Annotated in this window: 15 protein-coding genes, 2 tRNA genes and 1 other RNA gene; 17 read left to right on the top strand and 1 reads right to left on the bottom strand. The window is 46.4% G+C overall.

Features of this window, described 5'->3' with window-relative positions:
• Positions 1-23 precede the first annotated feature (23 nt).
• From AAH944_RS12115 to AAH944_RS12060, 12 genes are all read left to right on the top strand, one after another.
• On the top strand, positions 24-854 hold the full coding sequence (locus AAH944_RS12115; protein ID WP_025205226.1) for a pyruvate, water dikinase regulatory protein: 831 nt from the start codon (positions 24-26) through the stop codon (positions 852-854).
• The gene (ppdK, locus tag AAH944_RS12110; protein WP_415535111.1) at positions 847-3510 is read left to right on the top strand and encodes a pyruvate, phosphate dikinase; all 2664 of its coding nucleotides are present in this window, start codon (positions 847-849) and stop codon (positions 3508-3510) included. Before AAH944_RS12115 ends, ppdK begins: the two co-directional genes overlap by 8 nt.
• A 476-nt stretch (positions 3511-3986) precedes the next feature.
• Complete coding sequence (locus tag AAH944_RS12105) at positions 3987-4976, top strand: deoxyguanosinetriphosphate triphosphohydrolase (protein WP_015044573.1); 990 nt, start codon at positions 3987-3989, stop codon at positions 4974-4976.
• A gap of 126 nt (positions 4977-5102) precedes the next feature.
• Positions 5103-6938, top strand: coding sequence for a DNA primase (dnaG, locus tag AAH944_RS12100; protein ID WP_415535110.1), 1836 nt, complete (start codon positions 5103-5105; stop codon positions 6936-6938).
• Positions 6925-8085 (top strand): RNA polymerase sigma factor RpoD, encoded by a 1161-nt coding sequence (rpoD, locus tag AAH944_RS12095; protein ID WP_020491508.1) that lies wholly within the window; start codon positions 6925-6927, stop codon positions 8083-8085. Before dnaG ends, rpoD begins: the two co-directional genes overlap by 14 nt.
• A gap of 159 nt (positions 8086-8244) precedes the next feature.
• Positions 8245-8319 (top strand) — tRNA-Asn (locus AAH944_RS12090).
• Positions 8320-8327: 8 nt separating this feature from the next.
• Positions 8328-8402, top strand: a tRNA-Ile gene (locus AAH944_RS12085).
• Positions 8403-8468: 66 nt separating this feature from the next.
• The gene (locus AAH944_RS12080) at positions 8469-9332 is read left to right on the top strand and encodes a tRNA (adenine(22)-N(1))-methyltransferase (protein WP_415535109.1); all 864 of its coding nucleotides are present in this window, start codon (positions 8469-8471) and stop codon (positions 9330-9332) included.
• Complete coding sequence (locus AAH944_RS12075; RefSeq protein WP_415535108.1) at positions 9317-10471, top strand: Nif3-like dinuclear metal center hexameric protein; 1155 nt, start codon at positions 9317-9319, stop codon at positions 10469-10471. Before AAH944_RS12080 ends, AAH944_RS12075 begins: the two co-directional genes overlap by 16 nt.
• Positions 10472-10854: 383 nt before the next feature.
• Positions 10855-11219: RNase P RNA component class A (gene rnpB / locus AAH944_RS12070), an RNA gene on the top strand.
• Positions 11220-11334: 115 nt separating this feature from the next.
• Positions 11335-11796, top strand: coding sequence for a MarR family winged helix-turn-helix transcriptional regulator (locus tag AAH944_RS12065; protein ID WP_415535107.1), 462 nt, complete (start codon positions 11335-11337; stop codon positions 11794-11796).
• Positions 11797-11800: 4 nt separating this feature from the next.
• The gene (locus AAH944_RS12060) at positions 11801-12643 is read left to right on the top strand and encodes a DUF6544 family protein (protein ID WP_415535106.1); all 843 of its coding nucleotides are present in this window, start codon (positions 11801-11803) and stop codon (positions 12641-12643) included.
• A gap of 46 nt (positions 12644-12689) precedes the next feature.
• Here AAH944_RS12060 and AAH944_RS12055 read toward each other — a convergent pair whose 3' ends face one another.
• Positions 12690-13103 (bottom strand): hypothetical protein, encoded by a 414-nt coding sequence (locus tag AAH944_RS12055; protein WP_415535105.1) that lies wholly within the window; start codon positions 13101-13103, stop codon positions 12690-12692.
• 381 nt (positions 13104-13484) lie between these two features.
• Between AAH944_RS12055 and AAH944_RS12050 the strand changes: the two genes are divergently transcribed.
• The 5 genes from AAH944_RS12050 (at position 13485) to nrfD (ending at position 20170) form a co-directional block, all read left to right on the top strand.
• Positions 13485-14606, top strand: coding sequence for a sensor histidine kinase (locus AAH944_RS12050; protein WP_415535104.1), 1122 nt, complete (start codon positions 13485-13487; stop codon positions 14604-14606).
• Between the two features lie 17 nt (positions 14607-14623).
• The gene (locus AAH944_RS12045) at positions 14624-15295 is read left to right on the top strand and encodes a response regulator (RefSeq protein ID WP_415535103.1); all 672 of its coding nucleotides are present in this window, start codon (positions 14624-14626) and stop codon (positions 15293-15295) included.
• 138 nt (positions 15296-15433) lie between these two features.
• Complete coding sequence (locus AAH944_RS12040) at positions 15434-18337, top strand: molybdopterin-containing oxidoreductase family protein (RefSeq protein WP_415537881.1); 2904 nt, start codon at positions 15434-15436, stop codon at positions 18335-18337.
• A gap of 14 nt (positions 18338-18351) precedes the next feature.
• Complete coding sequence (locus tag AAH944_RS12035) at positions 18352-18969, top strand: 4Fe-4S dicluster domain-containing protein (RefSeq protein ID WP_415535102.1); 618 nt, start codon at positions 18352-18354, stop codon at positions 18967-18969.
• Between the two features lie 16 nt (positions 18970-18985).
• A complete protein-coding gene (nrfD, locus tag AAH944_RS12030) occupies positions 18986-20170 on the top strand; it encodes an NrfD/PsrC family molybdoenzyme membrane anchor subunit (protein ID WP_415535101.1) in 1185 nt (394 codons plus the stop codon).
• Positions 20171-20205: the final 35 nt, after the last annotated feature.

Below are 20205 nucleotides of genomic sequence, written 5' to 3'. Positions count from 1 at the left end.
GGAGAAAGCGAGGGGGTGTTTTGGTGACCGATCAAATCCCGGTAATTTATGTAATTTCCGATGCGCTGGGAGAGACGGCAGAGTTTGTCAGCAGAGCGGCAGCAGCACAGTTTAACGGAATAAAGACAAAAATTCGCCGGGTGCCTTATGTTCTGGATGAAACGCATATCGATGACATCTTGGAAGAAGCGGTAGAGGAACAGGCAATTCTCGTTTACACGCTGGTCCTGACAAATTTGAGGCTCTACATAGAACGACGGGCCAAGGAAAAAAATCTAATCACTATCGATATTTTGAGTCCGCTGATTTCGGCATTGGCTGATAAAACCGGACTTGATCCCAAAAATATACCCAATGTTACGCACCGACTGGATGAACAGTACTTCCGGAAGGTAGAGGCTGTGGAGTTTGCAGTTAAATATGACGATGGCAAGGACCCGCGAGGGCTGCTGTATGCTGATGTCGTCCTAATAGGCGTGTCCCGGACCTCAAAAACACCGCTAAGCATGTACCTTGCCCATAAAGGGATTAAGGCTGCGAATATCCCGCTGGTGCCGGAAGTGACACCGCCCCGGGAACTGTATGAAGTTCCCCGAAATAAGGTCTTCGGGCTGATCTTAGGCCCGGAAAAGCTGAACCAAATACGCAGTGAACGGCTGAAAACGCTGGGACTTGGAGCATCTGCCGATTATGCCAATCTGAACAGGATTATGGAAGAGCTCGACTATGCCAAACAGATCATGAAGAAGATTGGCTGTGTAATCATAGATACCACCAATAAAGCGGTCGAAGAAACCGCAAGTGTGATTCTGCAGAAAGTAACAATAAACGGGGAGTTGAGAAAAGATGGTTGACAAAAAATATGTGTACTTGTTTCGTGAAGGCAGTGCCGACATGAAAAACCTTCTTGGAGGCAAGGGAGCAAACCTGGCTGAAATGACCAACATCGGACTGAATGTCCCGCAAGGCTTTACGATTACCACGGAAGCCTGTCTCGAATACTATGACTGCGGCGAGCAGCTGCCCGGAGGATTATGGGAACAGATCCTTCCCGCGATCCAGGATGTCGAGAAAGCAAGCGGCAAGAAATTTGGCGATCCCGAAAACCCGCTTCTGGTTTCGGTCCGTTCCGGTGCGAGGGTTTCCATGCCCGGGATGATGGATACAATCCTGAACCTTGGTCTGAACGAAGGTACAGCCAGCGGCGTCAGCAAGGCAACAGGCAATGAGAGATTTGCTTTTGACTGCTATAGACGCTTTATCCAGATGTTTGGCGATGTCGTACTTGGAATAGCCAGCCACAAATTTGAGAATATCCTGGAAGAAGTCAAAGAAAAGCAGGGTGTAACGTTCGATTCCGAGCTTTCTCCGGAAAGTCTGAAAGGACTTGTGGTCAAGTTTAAAGCGCTTGTTAAGCAGGAGACCGGCGTACCATTCCCTGATGATCCGTATGAACAGCTTAAGGAAGCGATCACCGCCGTTTTCAAATCCTGGAACAACCACCGGGCGATCGTGTACCGGAAAGCCAACGGTATTCCGGACAGCTATGGCACCGCTGTCAACGTCCAGTCGATGGTATTCGGCAACATGGGTAATGACTCCGGCACAGGCGTGGCCTTTACCCGGAACCCGTCAACCGGTGAAAAACACTTGTATGGGGAATATTTGATGAATGCCCAGGGTGAAGACGTCGTTGCAGGTATCCGTACACCGCTTTCGATCGACAGCCTGCAAAATGACAATCCGGAAATTTACCGCCAGTTCAGCGAGATCGCCAAGAATCTGGAAAACCATTATAAAAACATGCAGGATATCGAGTTCACGATTGAGAAAGGCAGACTCTACATACTCCAGACCCGTAACGGAAAATGTACGATTTCTGCTGCAATCCGCATTGCTGTTGAACTTTGTCAGGAAGGCCTCATCACCAAAGAAGAAGCAGTCGAGAGAATTGATCCGCATCAGCTGGAAAAACTGCTGCACCGCAGAATCGATGATGCCGCGAAGCTCGATGTTGTAGCGACAGGACTGCCTGCCTCACCGGGAGCAGCTTCCGGCAAGATTATCTTCAGTGCGGATGAAGCTGAAAAGCTTGGCCAGACCGGAGAAAAAGTCATCCTCGTTGGTACGGAAACCACCCCGGACGATATTCACGGCATGCTTGCAGCCCAAGGGATTCTGACCAGCAGGGGAGGCATGACCAGCCACGCTGCTGTTGTAGCCAGACATATGGGCAAACCTGCAGTCTGCGGTTGTGATGCTTTGAAAATTAACCTTGCCGACAAGATCTTTATGATCGGCGATGATGCTTATCCCGAAGGTACCGAGATTACGATCGACGGCGCAACAGGCCGGGTCATCAGGGGAACTGTTCCGATGAAGGATCCTGACTTAAGCGGTGAATTCCAAAAAATTCTGGAGTGGTCCGATGGAATCAGAAAGCTTCAGGTTATGGCCAATGCCGATAATCCGCCTGATGCCGCCAAAGCAAGAGAATTCGGAGCCCAGGGCATCGGACTTTGCCGGACGGAACACATGTTTATGGATCCTGCCCGTATCCCGATTGTCCAGAAGATGATTCTGGCTCAGACGCTCCCCGAAAGAGAAGCTGCCTTGGCTGAACTTCTGCCGATGCAGGAAGGCGATTTTTACGGCATCTTGAAGGCCATGCACGGACTGCCGGTGACGATCCGTCTGCTGGACCCGCCTCTCCATGAATTCCTGCCAAATGGCGAAGAACTTGCTCTCGAGATTCAGGAATTAAAACTCACGGCCAACCTGCAGGATGAAAAAGTCCAAAAGGAAATCAAGGCTAAAGAGGTTCTGCTGAAGAAAGTCCGCGGTCTCCAGGAGATGAATCCGATGCTCGGCCATCGCGGCTGCCGTCTTGGAATCTCGTATCCGGAAATCTACGCGATGCAGTCCAGAGCTATTTTTAAAGCTGCAGCTAGACTCGTGAAAGAAGGAGTTGACGTGCGTCCGCATGTCAAGATCCCGCTCGTCATTCATCATAAAGAACTCGAGATTCTGCGCAAGCAGACCGAGGAAATCGCCCAGGAGATCATCAAAGCCGAAGGCGTCAAGATCAACTACCAAATCGGAACGATGATCGAAGTGCCGAGAGCGGCGCTTACCGCAGACGAAATTGCACCGTTCGCCGAGTTTTTCTCGTTTGGGACCAACGACCTTACCCAGACCGTTTTAGGCTTTTCCCGTGACGACGCCGAAGGCAAATTCCTGCCCGACTATCTGAACCAGAATATCTTGGCCAATAACCCATTTGCAGTCTTAGACCGGGACGGCGTCGGCAAGATTATGAAGATCTGCGTCGATCTCGGACGTAAAGCAAATCCGGGCATCAAAATCGGAATCTGCGGTGAACACGGCGGAGATCCTTCCTCGATCGAATTTTGCCAGGAAATCAACCTGGACTATGTCTCCTGTTCACCCTTCCGCGTACCAATTGCCCGCCTAGGCGCTGCGCAGGCTGCCTTAAAGAATCGCGCTTAAGCGGCACTGCACGATATCAAAACCTAGACCCATGGGAATGACGTCATCAACAACATTGAGGCGTCATTTTTTTTGTTTGGGTGGTTGTAGTTGTAGGCTGTATTGTGATACCCATACCTACCTACCCGAATATTGAGAGGTCTTGTCAGTATAATGTATTTACGTAATGCGGTAAGTAATCAGCCTCAGAGCGCAGTTAACTGACAATTTAACGTGAAAGATGACTTTTACAGTATTTTGTAAATATTTTATTTTATGATACAATTTAATGCTTTAAGCAGGATTTTTAAACTTAATGTTGAATTAAACAGTTAAAGAATTGAAAGAACGTCTGAAGGATTTTTGTGAAAAATAAAAGACGAAGTACAGAATCTTAGCTTATTCCGCCAGAAAGTGGCGGAATTGTGGCCTCAGGTGCTATTTCTTTTGTTTTCACGTCTGATCCCTTTTGATTCTTGTGAAGAAGGTGGTTGTAGATGTCCCAGTCGATCAGGTTAAGAACGGAGGAACATGAATTTCAGCGGCTCTCGCCTCTGGCAGCGAAAAGCGCCGAAGCAAGGAGAGCGAGAGAAGAAGTCGAATGCAGCGTTCGAACCAGGTTTCAACGAGACAGGGACAGAATTTTGCACAGCAAGCCTTTTCGCCGCCTGAAACACAAAACGCAGGTCTATATTGCTCCTGTCGGAGATCACTATCGGACCAGGATGACGCACAGCCTGGAAGTCGCACAGATCTGCCGGACTATCGGCCGGGCGCTGAGCTTAAACGAAGATCTGATTGAGGCAATTTCCCTGGGTCACGATGTCGGTCATACACCTTTTGGACACGTCGGAGAAGAAACGCTGGCCTCCCTGATCGGCCATTTTGAACACAATGAACAGTCGGTCAGGATTTACACTGTCCTTACCGGAAACGGCGAGGGTCTAAACCTCACGGAGCAGGTTCTGGACGGAATTCTACACCATACCGGTCCTGGGATGCCTAATACATTGGAGGGGCAGATTGTAAGGATTGGAGACAGGATTGCCTATCTCTGCCACGATTTTGACGATGCTTTGCGCGCTGAGATTCTGTCCGTGAACGACCTTCCGGCCACGATCAGAAAAGAGATCGGCTCCAGCACCAGCGAAATGATCACGACCATGGTCCTCGATATGATTCAGGCTTCCGAAGGCAAGGACACGATTTGTCAGTCCGCAGAAATCTCTGCAATCATGAAAGAATTCCGCGACTTCATGTTTGAGAGAGTATATTACAGCAGCTCACTGCAGGAGGAACGCAGCAAAAGCCGATTGATTTTGGGAATTCTTTTCGATTACTACCTGCATCATCCGGAAATTCTGCCTGAAGACTATCTGAGATGGACAGGGGGAGATCTGAAACAAGCCATCACTGACTATGTTGCGGGTCTGACAGACAACTATGCCATCAGCATCTTCAAACATCTTTTTATTCCTAAAGAGTAGCAGGGAAATAAGGTACTAAACAAAAAGTGCAAAAAATTGTCTCAAAATAAGAAGGAAAAATAAAAAGTTTATCGAAAAAGATAAAGGCTTGTCAGAAAAACGTAAATCCATGAAGGGCGTGCTGGTATGGATCATAAAATATCTGAGGATTTTATCGAAGAAGTACGCCGCCAAGCTGACATTGTTGAAATTATCTCTGAACATGTGGTGCTGAAACGTACGGGCAAAAACTATCAAGGGCTTTGTCCGTTTCATTCTGAAAAGACGCCGAGTTTCAATGTAAATCCCGATCGTCAGATGTTCTACTGTTTTGGCTGCCACACCGGCGGAAATATTTTTTCTTTCCTGATGAAGAAAGAAGGCTTAGCCTTCATCGAAGCTTTGAAGAAGGTAGCCGGGAAGTATGGGATGGAGCTGCCGGAAAGAGAGCTTTCTTCGGAGGAAAGGAAGAACGAAGCCCAGCGCAGCCGCTGGCGGGAGATTCATGAGTGGGCTGCCTGCTACTACCACGACGTGCTTCTGCATCGTCCCGAAGGACAGGATGGACTGGCTTACTTTGAACACAGAGGGATTGGCCCCGAAGTCATCCAGGATTTCCGTCTTGGGTTTGCGCCGGACAGGTGGGATGGCTTGATCAGGGAGCTTGCAGACAAAGGAGTCGCACCGGAAGAACTGGCTGAATTTGGGCTCGCTGTCCGCAGGGAAACCAGTGAGCAGGAAATCAGTTATTACGACAGATTCCGCAACAGAGTGATTTATACCATCCTCGATGTCAAAGGGGCTCCGATTGCTTTTGGCGGAAGGGTGCTCGATGATTCTACACCTAAATATTTGAATTCACCGGAAACAAAATTTTTTCATAAAGGACGCAATCTTTACGGCATTCATCTGGCTTCCCGGGGAATCAGGGAGGCAGGGTATTCTTTACTCCTTGAAGGGTATATGGATACAATCGCAGCGCAGAGAGCAGGCTTCACAAATGCTGTCGCCTCACTCGGAACCGCCCTGACTAAGGATCAGTCCAGGCTGCTTAAAAAATATTCAGGCAAGATCGTAATTGGCTATGACTCGGATAAGGCAGGGATTCAGGCAGCCCTGCGGGCCGGTGAGATCCTTCTTGATGAAGGTCTGAACATTCAGGTGCTGCTGTTTGAGGATGCCAAGGATCCCGATGAATTCCTGAAAAAGCACACCGTCGCTGAATTCCGCAAAAAACTCGAAAATACCATCACTTTTATCGAGTTTAAATATAAAATGCTGATCCGGGACACCCCCCTGCGGACCATACCGGATAAAGCAGAGCTGATCAGAAAGCTTGCTCCCGATATCCTTAAAGTTTCAAGCGTTGTTGAGAAAGAAGGATATGAAAGATATCTAAGTCTGGAGCTCGGTCTCACGCTCGAAGCAGTTCAGCACGAGATCGACAGCTTGACGAAGAAAACCAGAGAAAACAGGGGCAATTTCAAAAATTTTTCGCAACAACAGGATATTTCTGTAAAAAAAAGAAATACTATAGAAGGGACGGACATTGACAGTTCTCAGGAATCTTATGTCCATTTAGGAGTTTTCCGGGCCGAACAGACCATTCTCAGAATCATCCTGGAGAATCCCAATTATAAAAATCAAGTAGCTGACAACCTGGATAAGGAATTTTGGAGGCTGCAGGAACATAGATATATCTTCGAGAATTTCCCGGAAAACAGTTTGAATCTTATCAATAATGATAGCTGGTATGAGAAGGTTCAAAGGCGTCTTGCCGAAATATATGAATTGTCCATCGATTTCGATAAAGCCGATATGCTCCTTAAGGACTGCATTGCTTTGATTAAGGAGACAAAGAAGAAAGAGACGATCGAAGATTTGCAGGCCAAAATGATTTTATTGGAAAAAACTGGGGATATGACTGGGGCGTTTGCCCTGCTCCAGGAGATAGGAGAGCGGTTGAAACGTGGCGAAAAATAATAAGAAACAATTTGTTGCGAATTATCCGCTGGAAGGGGAGAATTCCGTGACCGTAGATGAAATGAAGAAGGAAAATGTCTCGACTTTAATTGAGCTGGGCAAAACCAAGGGTAATCTTACCTATGATGAGATTGCCAATGCTTTGCAGAAGGTCGACCTTTCTGAGGATCAGATTGAGGAGATCTATGACCAGCTGAGCGGGCTCGGCATTGATGTTGTTGATGACAGCGTCGAAGTGGTCATCGACAAAGAAACAAAAGATCTTGCCGACGAGATCGCTAATGAGACAGACATTGACCTTTCCATTCCTGAAGGTGTGGGGATAGACGATCCCGTCAGGATGTACCTGAAGGAGATCGGCCGGGTTCCTTTGCTGACAGCGGAAGATGAGATTGAACTGGCTCTCAAGATGGAGGCCGGGGATGAAATGGCCAAGCGCCGTCTGGCGGAAGCAAACCTGCGTCTGGTGGTCAGTATTGCCAAGCGCTATGTGGGCCGCGGCATGCTTTTCCTGGACCTGATCCAAGAGGGCAATCTTGGTCTGATTAAAGCTGTGGAAAAATTTGATTACCGCAAAGGCTTTAAATTCAGTACGTATGCAACCTGGTGGATCAGACAGGCCATCACGCGCGCGATCGCCGACCAGGCCAGAACGATCCGCATACCGGTCCATATGGTCGAAACGATTAATAAACTGATCCGGGTCAACAGACAGCTCCTGCAGGAACTGGGCCGCGATCCAACCCCGGATGAAACAGCCAAGGTCATGGAGATACCGGAAGAACGTGTGCGGGAGATCTTGAAGATCGCTCAGGAACCTGTTTCTTTGGAAACACCGATCGGGGAAGAGGAAGATTCCCACCTCGGAGATTTTATTCCCGACGAGGATGCTCCGGCTCCCTCTGAAGCCGCGTCATTCATCCTGCTCAAGGAACAGCTTGAAGAGGTCCTTGAGACGCTCACCCCGAGAGAAGAGAAAGTCCTCAGACTGCGTTTCGGACTCGATGACGGACGCACCAGGACCTTGGAGGAAGTTGGCCAGGAATTCGGCGTAACCAGAGAAAGAATCAGGCAGATCGAGGCCAAGGCGCTGCGCAAGCTCCGCCATCCAAGCCGCAGCAAAAAATTGAAGGATTATTTAGACTAAAATCAGGACTTTCTTAAAAATTTTTCTTATGTTAAAGACGATAAATAAGACTAAAAAGGATTAAGAAAAGTTGAGATAAATCCAGATAACGCAAGATAAAATTGATAAAACATGCTTGACCGTCGCGCAATAATTCCGTATAATAAACGTCGCAGGCTTTCCTCGATAGCTCAACGGTAGAGCAATCGGCTGTTAACCGATAGGTTGCTGGTTCGAATCCAGCTCGGGGAGCCATATTTTTTGGGCCTATAGCTCAGCGGTAGAGCGGCCGGCTCATAACCGGTTGGTCCCTGGTTCGATCCCAGGTGGGCCCACCACCAAAAATAATGAATTTGAAATCAAAAACAAAACTCTGGTGCAAGCCGGAGTTTATTGTTATAGGGATGATAACATTGAGGAATACAATGGTTTCAGAACAGCAAGATAATAAGCTGGAAAATAAAACGGCCATAAAGCTTGGCTCCCGCCTGGAGACAATTGCGTCACTGGTGCCCGCCGGCGCCAGGGTCGGGGATATCGGTACGGACCACGCCTATCTGCCTGTCTATCTGGTACAGGCCGGAGTGATTTGCCAGGCTGTCGGGGTAGATGTTCACAGCGGGCCTTATGAATCTGCTGTCGAAAATGTTAAAGCCTATGGACTACAGGACAAAATCCAGATCCGGCACGGAGACGGACTGACTCCGCTGGAGTCTGGGGAAGTCGATACATTGGTCATTGCCGGTATGGGCGGTGTGACGATCCTGGAAATACTCGCCACGAAGCCGGAAGTGCTGCAGAACGTCCAGACACTGATCCTTCAGCCGCAGGGCGCTGAGAATAGAGTCAGATTGGAGCTGCTTTCCGAGGGTTGGAGGCTGAGCGAAGAATGTCTGACTGAAGAGGACGGCAGGCTGTATACCGTCATTTGCCTGTCCCGCTTAGAAGGCCTGGATAGAGAAGAAGTCGAACAGCGGATGAAGCAGATCATTCAGGATATTGCCGCGGACTGTACCGGAATGCCTGCGTTGGAAGCAGCAAAGGATCTGGAACAGACGCTGCGTAATTTTATCTGGCAGCTCGGACCGCTGATCATCGAACGCAAAGAACCCCGCTTAAACAACATCATTGCCGACACCACGAGTAATCTCAGAAGAGTCGTTCTGGAAATGATGCGCACAAACAGGGTTACAGTTTCCCAGAAAGCAGAACAGATGAGGCAGGAAATCGCCATGATGGAGGTAATAAAAAAATGGCTGTATCAGTAGGCCAGGTTGAACAACTCATCGAAAAGATAGCGCCGCGTTCCTGGGCAGAAGACTGGGACAATCCCGGACTCCTGGTCGGCAGCAGCGCGCAGCGAGTCAATAAGATTCTATTGACGCTGGACGGAACCATGGAAGCCGTCGAAGAAGCTGTTTCGGAAAAAGCTGAACTGATTGTTTCCCACCACCCGCTGCTGTTTAAATCGCTGAAGAATCTCCGAATGGACAATCAGGCGGCGTTGGTCCCCCTATCGCTTTTCCGCAATGGGATCTCATTTTATGCTGCCCACACGAATCTGGACCAGTCGTATCTGTCGTCGAGCCTGATGTTTGCTAAAATGCTCGGATTGCAGAAAACAGAGTTCCTGGAAACCACCTCTGCTGAGAAACTGATTAAGATCGTCACTTTTGTTCCGGAAGAACACGTCGAGACTGTCCGGAAGGCTCTAACCGCCGAAGGCGTCGGCAGTGGAATTACCGATGGCGAGCACAGTGATGCCTACAGCGAATGTTTCTTCCAGACGAACGGTGAAGGCATGTTCCGGGCGCTGGATGGAGCCGAGCCAACGATAGGAAAAGTCGGAGAGCTGACCAGAGTACCCGAGATCCGGCTCGAGAGCATTGTCGAAGAGCACAGCCTTGGCAGGGCGGTCAAGGCTTTGCATAAGGCACATCCATATGAAGAACCCGCTTACGACCTGATACCACTCCGGAATACCGGAAAACCTAGAGGATACGGGGTGGTCGGGACATTACCGAAACCTGTCAGACTGCCCGATTTGTGGGAAGGATTTCTGAAACAGCTTACGGAGAAGTATGGCCATGACTGTTCTTCGGTGCGATTGGCCGGAGATCCTGACAGAAAGATCAAAAAAATTGCCATATTAAACGGCAGCGGAAGCAGTTTTGTGGCGAAGGCTGCCTTTAAAGGCGCTGATTTATATATCACAGGGGAAATCGGCTACCATAACGTGCTGGATTGTCTCGAATCAGGTATGGCCGTCGGTGAGCTCGGGCATTTTCTTAGCGAAATCCCAATGATCCATGCGCTTTACGATTATATTAGAGCCGATCGAACAATGAATGACGTAGAACTGGTTATCAGCGCGGCGAGCAAAATACCGTGGTTGAAACGTGGATAAAGTTATCAACATGACTGAATTGTCTAAAAGATAAATTTATAGTTGGCTCCAATAGCGTCCTGGTTATTTTTGGACGCATGATCATAAGAGCTCAAAAGTTATGCACAATTTGTTCACAACTTGTGCATAACTAAGAATTAAAATAATTACAAAATTATAGGGAAAATTTGATTATAGTGTTATAAATTGTAGCTTGAATTTTGTTTTTGGGATGATATACTGTGATTACGCCGTAATTTGTCGAAGCAACTAATGTCGAAACAAATCATTGCACTCCTGATATACGCTTATGAAATAAGCAACAAATTGATTACGGCGATTTACTTTAGATACGTTTAAGAATTATTTGACCAAAAACAGATAATCTAGTAAGATTGGATAGCGAAGTCAACCGGATGGTCGCGGGGACAAGTGCCGAAAGGTCGTCTCTGAGGAAAGTCCGAGCTCCACAGGGCAGGGTGCCGGGTAACGCCCGGCGGGGGGAGAATCCCTTCGAGGAAAGTGCAACAGAGATATACCGCCGCTGCCAAGCGGTAAGGGTGGAAAGGTGAGGTAAGAGCTCACCGGCAGTCAGGTAACTGGCTGGCCCTGCAAACCCCACCTGGAGCAAGACCAAATAGAGGAACGATGGAGCTGCCCGCTCTGTTCCCGGGTAAGGTCGCTTGAGGCTGTCGGTAACGGCAGTCCTAGATAGATGATCATCACCTCGCAAGAGGTACAGAACTCGGCTTATAGGTTGACTTCGCTTACATACTTTGTTTATGAAAATTGAATGTTATTTCACATATTGGTTATTGACAGAAGGTAACATGTTACGTATAATAACAACGTAACATGTTACCTTCTGTTTATGGAGGCGAAAAATGATGAACGAACTGGAACAACAGGCTGATATTTTCGGAACCATCTTTGTATTGTCAAACAGGCTGCAGGTACTTGGGGATGCTTTTGATAAGAATATTACCATTAAGCAGTGGCTTTTTCTGGTCAGTGTGGTCCATTTTGAAGAGCCGCCGACGGTTAGTGAAGCGGCTGATTACATCGGTTATTCCAGGCAGAATGCCAAACGCTTGGCAGCGACGCTCGAAGAAAGCGGATTTATAATCATCTCAAAAGATAAAAAAGATGCCAGAGCTTTGAGAATTGCACTCACCCCAAAATTCAACACCTATTTTGGGGAACGGAGACAGAGAGAATTGGTATTCATGCAGAAGCTTTTTAACGGATTTGACCCTGAATTAACGGATGGATTTTATCAAGGTTTAGTCAAGCTCGGCCACAATATTGAAATGATGGAGACTGAAAATGAAGAGATTAAGGAGTAAAAAAATGATAACGTTAGGTGTTGTTACAGGTATTCTTGCATCGATTATTCTGCTGGCCGTCGTCTACTTTAGCCAACCTTATTCGTCTTTAAAATCAGACTTTAATAAGACGGCTGCCCAACTTATTTCTGAGACCCAACCGGAAACAAAAATGTTTTCGCAGCAGGATATTGCCCGTTTGCCTGAGCCTGTCCGAAAATATTTTATTCACTGCGGCTATATCGGTACTTCCAAAATGTCCTGGATGAAAACCAAATTTAAAGACGTACCTTTTTCCACCGGCGTGGATAAGGCAACGCTTACCATTGACTATATGCAGTATAACTTTGTTGAAACGCCGAACCGCTTGGCTTTCATCGACAGTGCGATGTACGGAATCCCTTTTCAGGGCTTCGATAGCTACAATCAAGGCGTGGGCTCTATGAAAGGCGTGATCGCCAAAGCCTTTACGCTGTTTGACCAAAAGGGTGTCGAAATGGATAAGGCCTGTCTGGCAACGGTGCTCGCAGAGAGTTTGTATGTACCAAACATTGCCTTACAAGACTACATCACTTGGGAAGCGATTGACGATATGCATGCCAAAGCGTCGATTACTTCCTTCGGCATAAGCGCGAGTGGCATCTTTACCTTCAATGAAGCAGGAGAAATACTTGAATTTACCACCAATGACCGAATGGCTGTAAGTTTTGACGGCAGTAAGCAAAGCATCCCCTGGTCTGCGGTATATGAAGGTTATGAGAGGAATGAGAACGGTATCTTCAAACCGACCATTTTAAAGGCAGTCTGGCATTATCCGGAAGGAGATCTGATTTATTTTAACGGGGAAATTTTATCTTCATCAACGTAAATAAAACCGTTATGTAAAATTCCTCGTCTAACAATCCAAAAAATATTTATCGTTTAGCTTCAAGCCGTTCTAGTCTTTCAGAAACACGTTGATTGGTTTCGATCTGGCTCTCGCGGAAATCGAATAAAGCATTGACTTTTCCAGAAAGATCATGCTCCACACGCGCTTGGCTTTGGCGAATGTTGATAATGTCCGCCTTAATCGTTTGGATGTCCTGCTGCATCTGCTCCTGGCTAACAGCAATTGTATCTATACTCGTCCAGATTTGCTGCTGGCCGGCCTTGAACTCTTGCTGGTCAGACTGAAGATGCTGTAAGCCAGACCGAATTTCTTGTTGGTTAGACTGAAGTTGTTGTAGCCCTTCTTCGAATCGATCCTGTCGGCTATCAAGTCGTTCCATTCTATTCCCAAGAGAACCCAATTGATCCAGTACCAGTTCCTGAAATTGATCGTTATCCATCTGTTTTACCTCCTTTCAGTAATTTTACTTCCTGAGACATCCTTATTATACCATATAATGGAATATAAGGGAACATATGTTTGTGCAAAATATTTTCGTTTTTGCCTTTGGACAAAGATATAAGTACATTTTATAGTGTTTCTAGTGTAATGAAAACGGCTCGAGCCCTTTGATATGAGCTTATTTTAAAATCAATCTTAAATTCACTTACTTCCCCGATAATGCTCCCGGTAATGTCGGCAATACTCGCTGTGATTACCGGGATGTCTATGTTATGTTCACGAAAAGCTCAGTTTGTCAAGGTTTGTAACGTTTTTCACGACAGAAATGATCTGAATTATATTTTATAATAAGATAAAGATATAAAAAAGGAGGGATATCGTGTCGGAGAATAAACTATTATTGTCATTTTTACTGGAGTTAAGTGAAGCCCTGTCGAATTATGGGCAACCGCAGATCCAAGAAGAACTGCCAAAGTTGTTTTGCGAAGTTATCAAGGCAGATGGTTGTGCGATTTATGAGCAAAAGATTAATAACTATATTTTACATAAACAATATTCTGCTTCGGTTTCTTCTCACTTTGCTTCTTTCTGGCAGCAGATAGGATGGAATTTATCGACTGCTGCTGTATATATTGACGCTCCAGAAACAGCCGGTCGCTATTTTCAGGGCGGAATCTGGCAGAGATGCCTGTTGTTGCCTTTGCTAAGAGAAGATAAGATTGAGGGAGTTTTGCTGGCAGGCTGGGCGGGGGCCTCTCCTTTAGACGGTTTATTACAGGAAGAGCTACGGCTATTGCAGCCTATATCCCAGCTTTTATCAGATATCTATTGCACCACGCATCTGATCACTGCCCTGAAAGAGAGAGAAAAATCCCTGTCCATCCTTTATCAGAAAGCTGAACAAGAGCTGGAAAACGGTCGCAGACAGGTATCTCTAGCCCTTCATGATGAGGTGGGACAAGTGCTGACCTCAATATTGCTTCAATTGAATATTCTGCAACAATCAGAGGATTTGGACTATGTGAAAGGGCGTCTTGGTGGTCTTTCTCATATTACGCAGCAAACCCTTGAGGAAGTCCGGCGTATTTCCCATAATTTGCGGCCTGCTCTATTAGAAAATTTAGGTTTACAGGCGGCGTTGGAATCTCATATTAAGGAATACACAGATTCCACGGGAATTGCGGTGGAGTTTAGGCACCATAATCTGGAGGAACGCTTACCCGATGATGTGGAGATCATCGTTTACCGGGCGGTGCAGGAAGGACTGACCAATGTCGCCCGCCATGCCGGAGCCAGTTCCGTTATGATTAATTTGACGGTAAAAAGCAACAAACTTCTGCTGCAAATTGCAGATAATGGTAAAGGCATGGAAGAAAGAAAAAGCAGTGGCCTCGGTCTTTTGGGGATAGAGGAGCGGGTGAAGCTGGCTAAGGGTAAATTCTGGTTGCTTAATCAAAAGGATCAGGGATTAACTCTCAATATCTTACTGCCCTTGGTTTAAGCAAGTAGGAGGTTAGCATGGAAAAGCAGACAACAATTTATTTGGTAGACGACCATAAACTGTTGCGGGACACCCTGCGGATGTTCCTGGAAAGTAAAGCGAATATTCGGGTGGTTGGCGAGGCAGGCAATGGAGCCGATGCGGTTGCGGAAGTACTCTATTTGCAGCCGGATTTGGTACTGATGGATATTTCTCTGCCTGATTTTGATGGAGTAGAAGCCACGGCCCGAATTATCAAAGGTCTGCCAAATATTAAAGTGATTGCTGTTACCATGCATCCGGAACAGCTTTATTTGCTAAAGTTTCTCGAAGCCGGCGGGATGGGGTATCTTCATAAATCTGCGGCTGACCGGGATCTGCTTAAGGCAATTGAGCAAGTTCAGCGGGGTGAGGTTTTCTTAAGCACAGATGGTGTGCAGGTAATAGCCGGCCAATACAGGGTTCAGAGTTCAATTCCATCGGCAGTACCCCAGAAGGAAATATCCCCTGAAGTTCTATCTTACAGAGAAAGACAGGTACTTGGTCTGCTTTCCCATGGTTATAGCAGTCGGGAAATCGGTGAGATACTTTTTTTATCCGCCAGTACCGTTGAAACTTACAAACGGCGTATCAGTGAAAAACTAAAATTATTTAAGAAAGCGGATTTAGTGGAATACACCATCCGTCATAAAATATTTGAAGATATGTAGCAGTTGTCATGGAATACGTGACCAAATAGGGAAAGAAGATCGATGGTTCTTCATGACAGACAGATAAATCTCTTTTTTGTAAACTAAAGTCAAATTGTATGCGCGTACGATTTAAAGGAGTTGTTTTTGGTGAGATGGATGAAGGAAAACAAAGGAACAAAGGAAGCTGAAATAATCGTAGCTGTTCCTAATGTCTGGCTGCGGCTACCGATTGTCGATTTGCTTTTCTTGATGAGGAAAGGGTATATTCACGTCAAAAGCATGACGGAATTATATGAAAGGGTGAAAAAAAAATCCGGCGGTATCTTAATTATTGACATTTTCGCCTATAAGGAAAGCTGTCCAGATACCATAGCCCGCCTCAAAACGGAAAACCCCACGCTTGCAATTGTTCTTCTCCTTTCCAGGGACGAGTCAGTCTATGCTCATTATTCAGAAAGCATCGACGCTTGTTTCATTGTTGAAAAGGAAAAAGCGGACAAAATGCTTTTGCCTGCCCTTCACCAAGCCTTGCAAAAACAACAAATGCTTTTAAACGAAAAGGAGGTAAATTTGATGGGAAAAGAAGATGGAAACATTCTCAGGAGAAATTTTGGCAGAAGAACCTTCCTTAAAGGCACGGCGGCTGCGGCAGCGATGGCTGGCGCGGTTGCGGCGTCTCCGGGAAGTACGGTACTGCAGGCTTTGGCTGCAGGTGATGACGCGCAAACTACTAGCCTAGAGGAGCAAATTTTCGCGGGTGCCTGCCCAGCCTGTTGTCTTGGCGGCTGTAGCCTCAATGTACATGTCAGGAATGGGAAAATCGTTAAAACATCTAAGCGGGATTTTCCAGATAAGAAATGGAATCGTATTTGTGGGAAAGGTCTTTCACACGCACAACGAACCTATGAAGAAAGGCGCCTGAAATATCCGATGCGTAGAGTCGGGGAACGTGGTGAAGGCAAATGGGAGCAGCTTTCATGGGATGAAGCCATTCGATATATTTGTGAAAAGTGGAAAGGTTATCAACAGGAGTTTGGTAATTCCAGTATTGCCTATTCCTTTGGTGGAGGAAATTCAACAGTATGCGTAAACAATTATTATAAGAGGCTGTTTAATTGGATGGGGGGCACCTTTCTTTTTCATATGTTTGATATGGCGGCAGTGGACTCTGGGGGTAGATCATTTGGCTACGGACCTTGGTTCTTCGGGAATGCTATTCCTGATATAATAAACGCCAAATACATCTTTATGTGGGGGACCAATCCTACCTCGTCGTACAAGCAAAATTGGCATTTTGTACAGGAAGCGGTTGAAAACGGGTCAAAGTTGATCGTTATTGACCCAAATTACACAACTACCGCATCTAAGGGAACCCAGTTTGTACCGATTCGGATGGCGACCGACGCTGCGCTAGCTATGGCAATGATTAATATTGTTGTTAAGGAAGGTTTAACAGATAAGGAATTTATTGCTCAAAATACCGTTGGCCCCTTCTTAGTAAAAGAAAGCGATGGTTTATATTTGCGCCAGAGTGATCTCGGAGGAGCAGCCAATGCTGAAAATAACGCGATTGTTGTCAGAGGAGCCGACGGGAAAGTCGGTTTGCCTTCAGAAATTCTCAACCCCGTTATTAATGGTACGTTTGAGATTAATGGCGTTAAAGTAACCACCGCTTATGATTTGCTGTTGGAAAGAACAGCCGAATGGACGCCTGAAAAAGCCTCTGAGCTTTGCGACATTCCCGTGGAGACCATCTATGAACTTGCTCGTATGTTTGCTGCCGGTCCTACTACCATATATACCTCTAATGGGATTGACCATACGGGTAATGGAGCACCAGCATATATGGCAATGTATGCTTTGGCTATGATAACAGGTCAAGTGGCGAAGCCTGGAGCAGGACTTAATGGTGATGAGTCCATGGCTTTAGGAACGATATTCGATTGTTCAAGTATTATCTACCCGCCGGGGAAAGTTCCCGGGCCAGTTGTTCCTTCACTTAAGTTACTTGATGTTTTGAATGAAGGCAAAATTGGTGATACTCCTTTAACGTTAAAAAGTTTATATCTTAGCACTTCAAACTTTCTTCGGGCTCAGTCCGAGAGAAAAGCTGGGATTGAAGCATTCAAAAAGCTGGACTTGGTTGTTATTGCCGATCAATATATGAGCGATACCGCCAAATATGCAGATATCGTTTTACCTGTATGCGGATACTTTGAATATGAAAGCGTACTCACTATGTTTAACCCATTTGCTAAAATGACTGAAAAGGCAATAGACCCTCTTTATGAGAGCAAACCAGATTTGGAAATCATCAATTTACTAGGAAAAGGTATGGGTCTTGGGGATGAGTTCGTAGTTACCAGAGATGAGTTTTACACAAAACTTATGGATAACGATGCCTGTAAGGCGGTCGGCATTAGTTGGGAGAATTTGAAAAAGGAAAAGACAATGCGCTATATGCCGGATGACTATATTCATGGAGCATATGCCAGGTCAGGTGGCGGAGCCGCATTTATGACTGGTGCAGAAGCTCACTCGGGAAATGGTTCTTTCCCGACTGCTACCGGACGTGCCCAATTCTATCAGGAAGCCTTTAAACCCTATCTCGATTATGGTCAAAAAATTGATCAGAAAAAAGAGAGTTTGCCTTATTGGGAACCGCCAATAGAAGCTTGGCAAGATAATCCGTTGTCTTCCAAATATCCTTTAATCTTCGCCACAGAACGGAGTAGATTAAAAGCAAATACCGGTTTTACCCATGTTCAGTGGTTATTAGAAATAATGCCAGAACCTTTTGCCAAGATCAATCCTCAGGATGCGGCTGCGCGTGGGATTGTCCAAGGAGATACAATAAAGGTTATTAATGATCGGGGTCATATGGTTTTGAAAGCATTTGTGACTGCAGCTGTTCGCCCTGGAATGATAGTTCTCAACCATGGGTTTGAGCATGATCAGTTTATTGATGGAGACGAAGGTGATTTAACCTCCAGAGCGTTTAATCCTGCGGTCCCCAATAATGCCTACTATGATGTCTTGTGCGAAGTTAAAAAAATGTAAAGGGGGAATAAACAATGCGTTATGGAATGGCGATAGATTTAAAACGTTGTATTGGTTGTCATGCCTGTTCGGTGGCCTGTAAGTCCAATAACAACTTGCCTAATCATATTTGGTGGAACAAGGTATTGACCGTTGGCGGAGAGGGAATGGATACGGCATCGGGCACATACCCTAATGCAAAAATACAGTATGTACCGATGAACTGTCAGCACTGTGAAAATCCTGCTTGTGTCAAGGCTTGTCCTGTAGGAGCTACCTACAAACGGGATGAGGACGGAATTGTCATTCAGGATTATGATAAATGTATTGGCTGCAGGATGTGCATGGTGGCCTGCCCTTACAGTGCCCGCAGCTTTAATTGGAGCAAGCCGGAGTATTATTTAGAGCATACGCTGGGTGATATCGATGCCCCGGTGCATCAGTATAATGTGGTGGAAAAGTGTACTTTTTGCGTGAACCGGATTGCCAGAGGTGCAGAGCCGGCGTGTATGGAGCTTTGTATCGGTCGTGCCCGCTACTGGGGAGATTTGGACGATCCGAACAGTGAAGTCAGCAAAGCGATCCAAGGCCGCAACTATGTCAAGATGCTTGAAGAAAAAGGTACCGGCCCGTCCGTGTACTATTTAACTTAAGAAAGGGGCTAATAAAATGAATGCAAAAGTGGCGAAGCAAGGTGGTTCAAAACTTTGGTTGATTATTTTCGCCCTTCTGTCAGTGATTGGCCTGGCTTGCTGGGTTTTGCAGCTGACCAAGGGTTTGCAGCTGACCAATTTGGATAACAATAATTGCTGGGGACTTTATATTATCGGGTTCATGCTTTTCACAGGTATAGCAGCAGGTTCTCTGATCTTTTCCTCCTCCGCCTACCTTTTCAAAGGGATGGCGGAATATAAGCCTTTTACAAGGATAGCGGCCTTCGTCGGGGCTATCGGCAGTGTAGTTGCCGCCGGACTCTTCATCATTGTGGATATCGGCAATCCGGAAAGAGTCTGGAATATTATTCTTAGCGCTAATATTGAATCCCCGATGTTTTGGGATACTGTGATTTTAGCAGCCTATGTTGTCATCGGCATTGTATTTACACGTCAGTTAATTATGGCGGAACAGGGCGAAAAAGAGGAGAAGGCCTTGTACGGCATTTCTCTGGTAGCCTTTATTGCGGGTTTATTCGTGACGGTTACCTCCTTCGCCTTCTCGATGCAGGTAGCCAGACCCTTGTGGAATAACCCGGTAGAACCGCTGTCATTTTTGGCGGCAGCCCTAGTGGCAGCGTTGGCATTGCTGATTATCCTCTTTGCGATACTTAATAAGAGCGGTTATATAGAGATAAGCAACGAAAAACTATCTAAACTGGGCAAGCTGGCCGGAGCATTTCTCGCGGTCGAATTGATGGTAGTCTTCGGTGAAGCAGCGATCGGTTTGTATGCCGGTGCTGGAGATGAATATAAGATCCTTAACTGGTTGGTACTCGGTAAAGGGGCACCACTCTTCTGGATAGAACTAATTGCTATTGCAACAGGTGTGGTTCTCCTGCTCAACAAGGGAACGCTCGTCGCAGGAGCGGGGGTCGGGATTCTTGCGATCTTCATGATTAAATACACACTTTTACAGGCCCAATTACTTAATCCACTGCTTTCTTATCCCGGTCCTGAAGGTTACGTTAGCGGTCAGGGAATCTACCTACCTTCAATAATTGAAATCGGACTAGCAGTAGGTATTATTGCCTTGGGTTGTCTACTGGTCATGATCGGTCTCAATAAGCTTGATCTCGGTGCGAACACTAATCAAAGCCTGGATAAACATAGGCTTGGCGCGAGATCTGAGCAGGCTTAGTCAGAGAATATCTCTTTTTTCGGCAAACCGGCAGG

This window comes from Dehalobacter sp. CP (assembly GCF_047652685.1).
GTDB lineage: Bacteria > Bacillota > Desulfitobacteriia > Desulfitobacteriales > Syntrophobotulaceae > Dehalobacter.
This window is presented reverse-complemented; position numbering and strand designations above follow the sequence as displayed.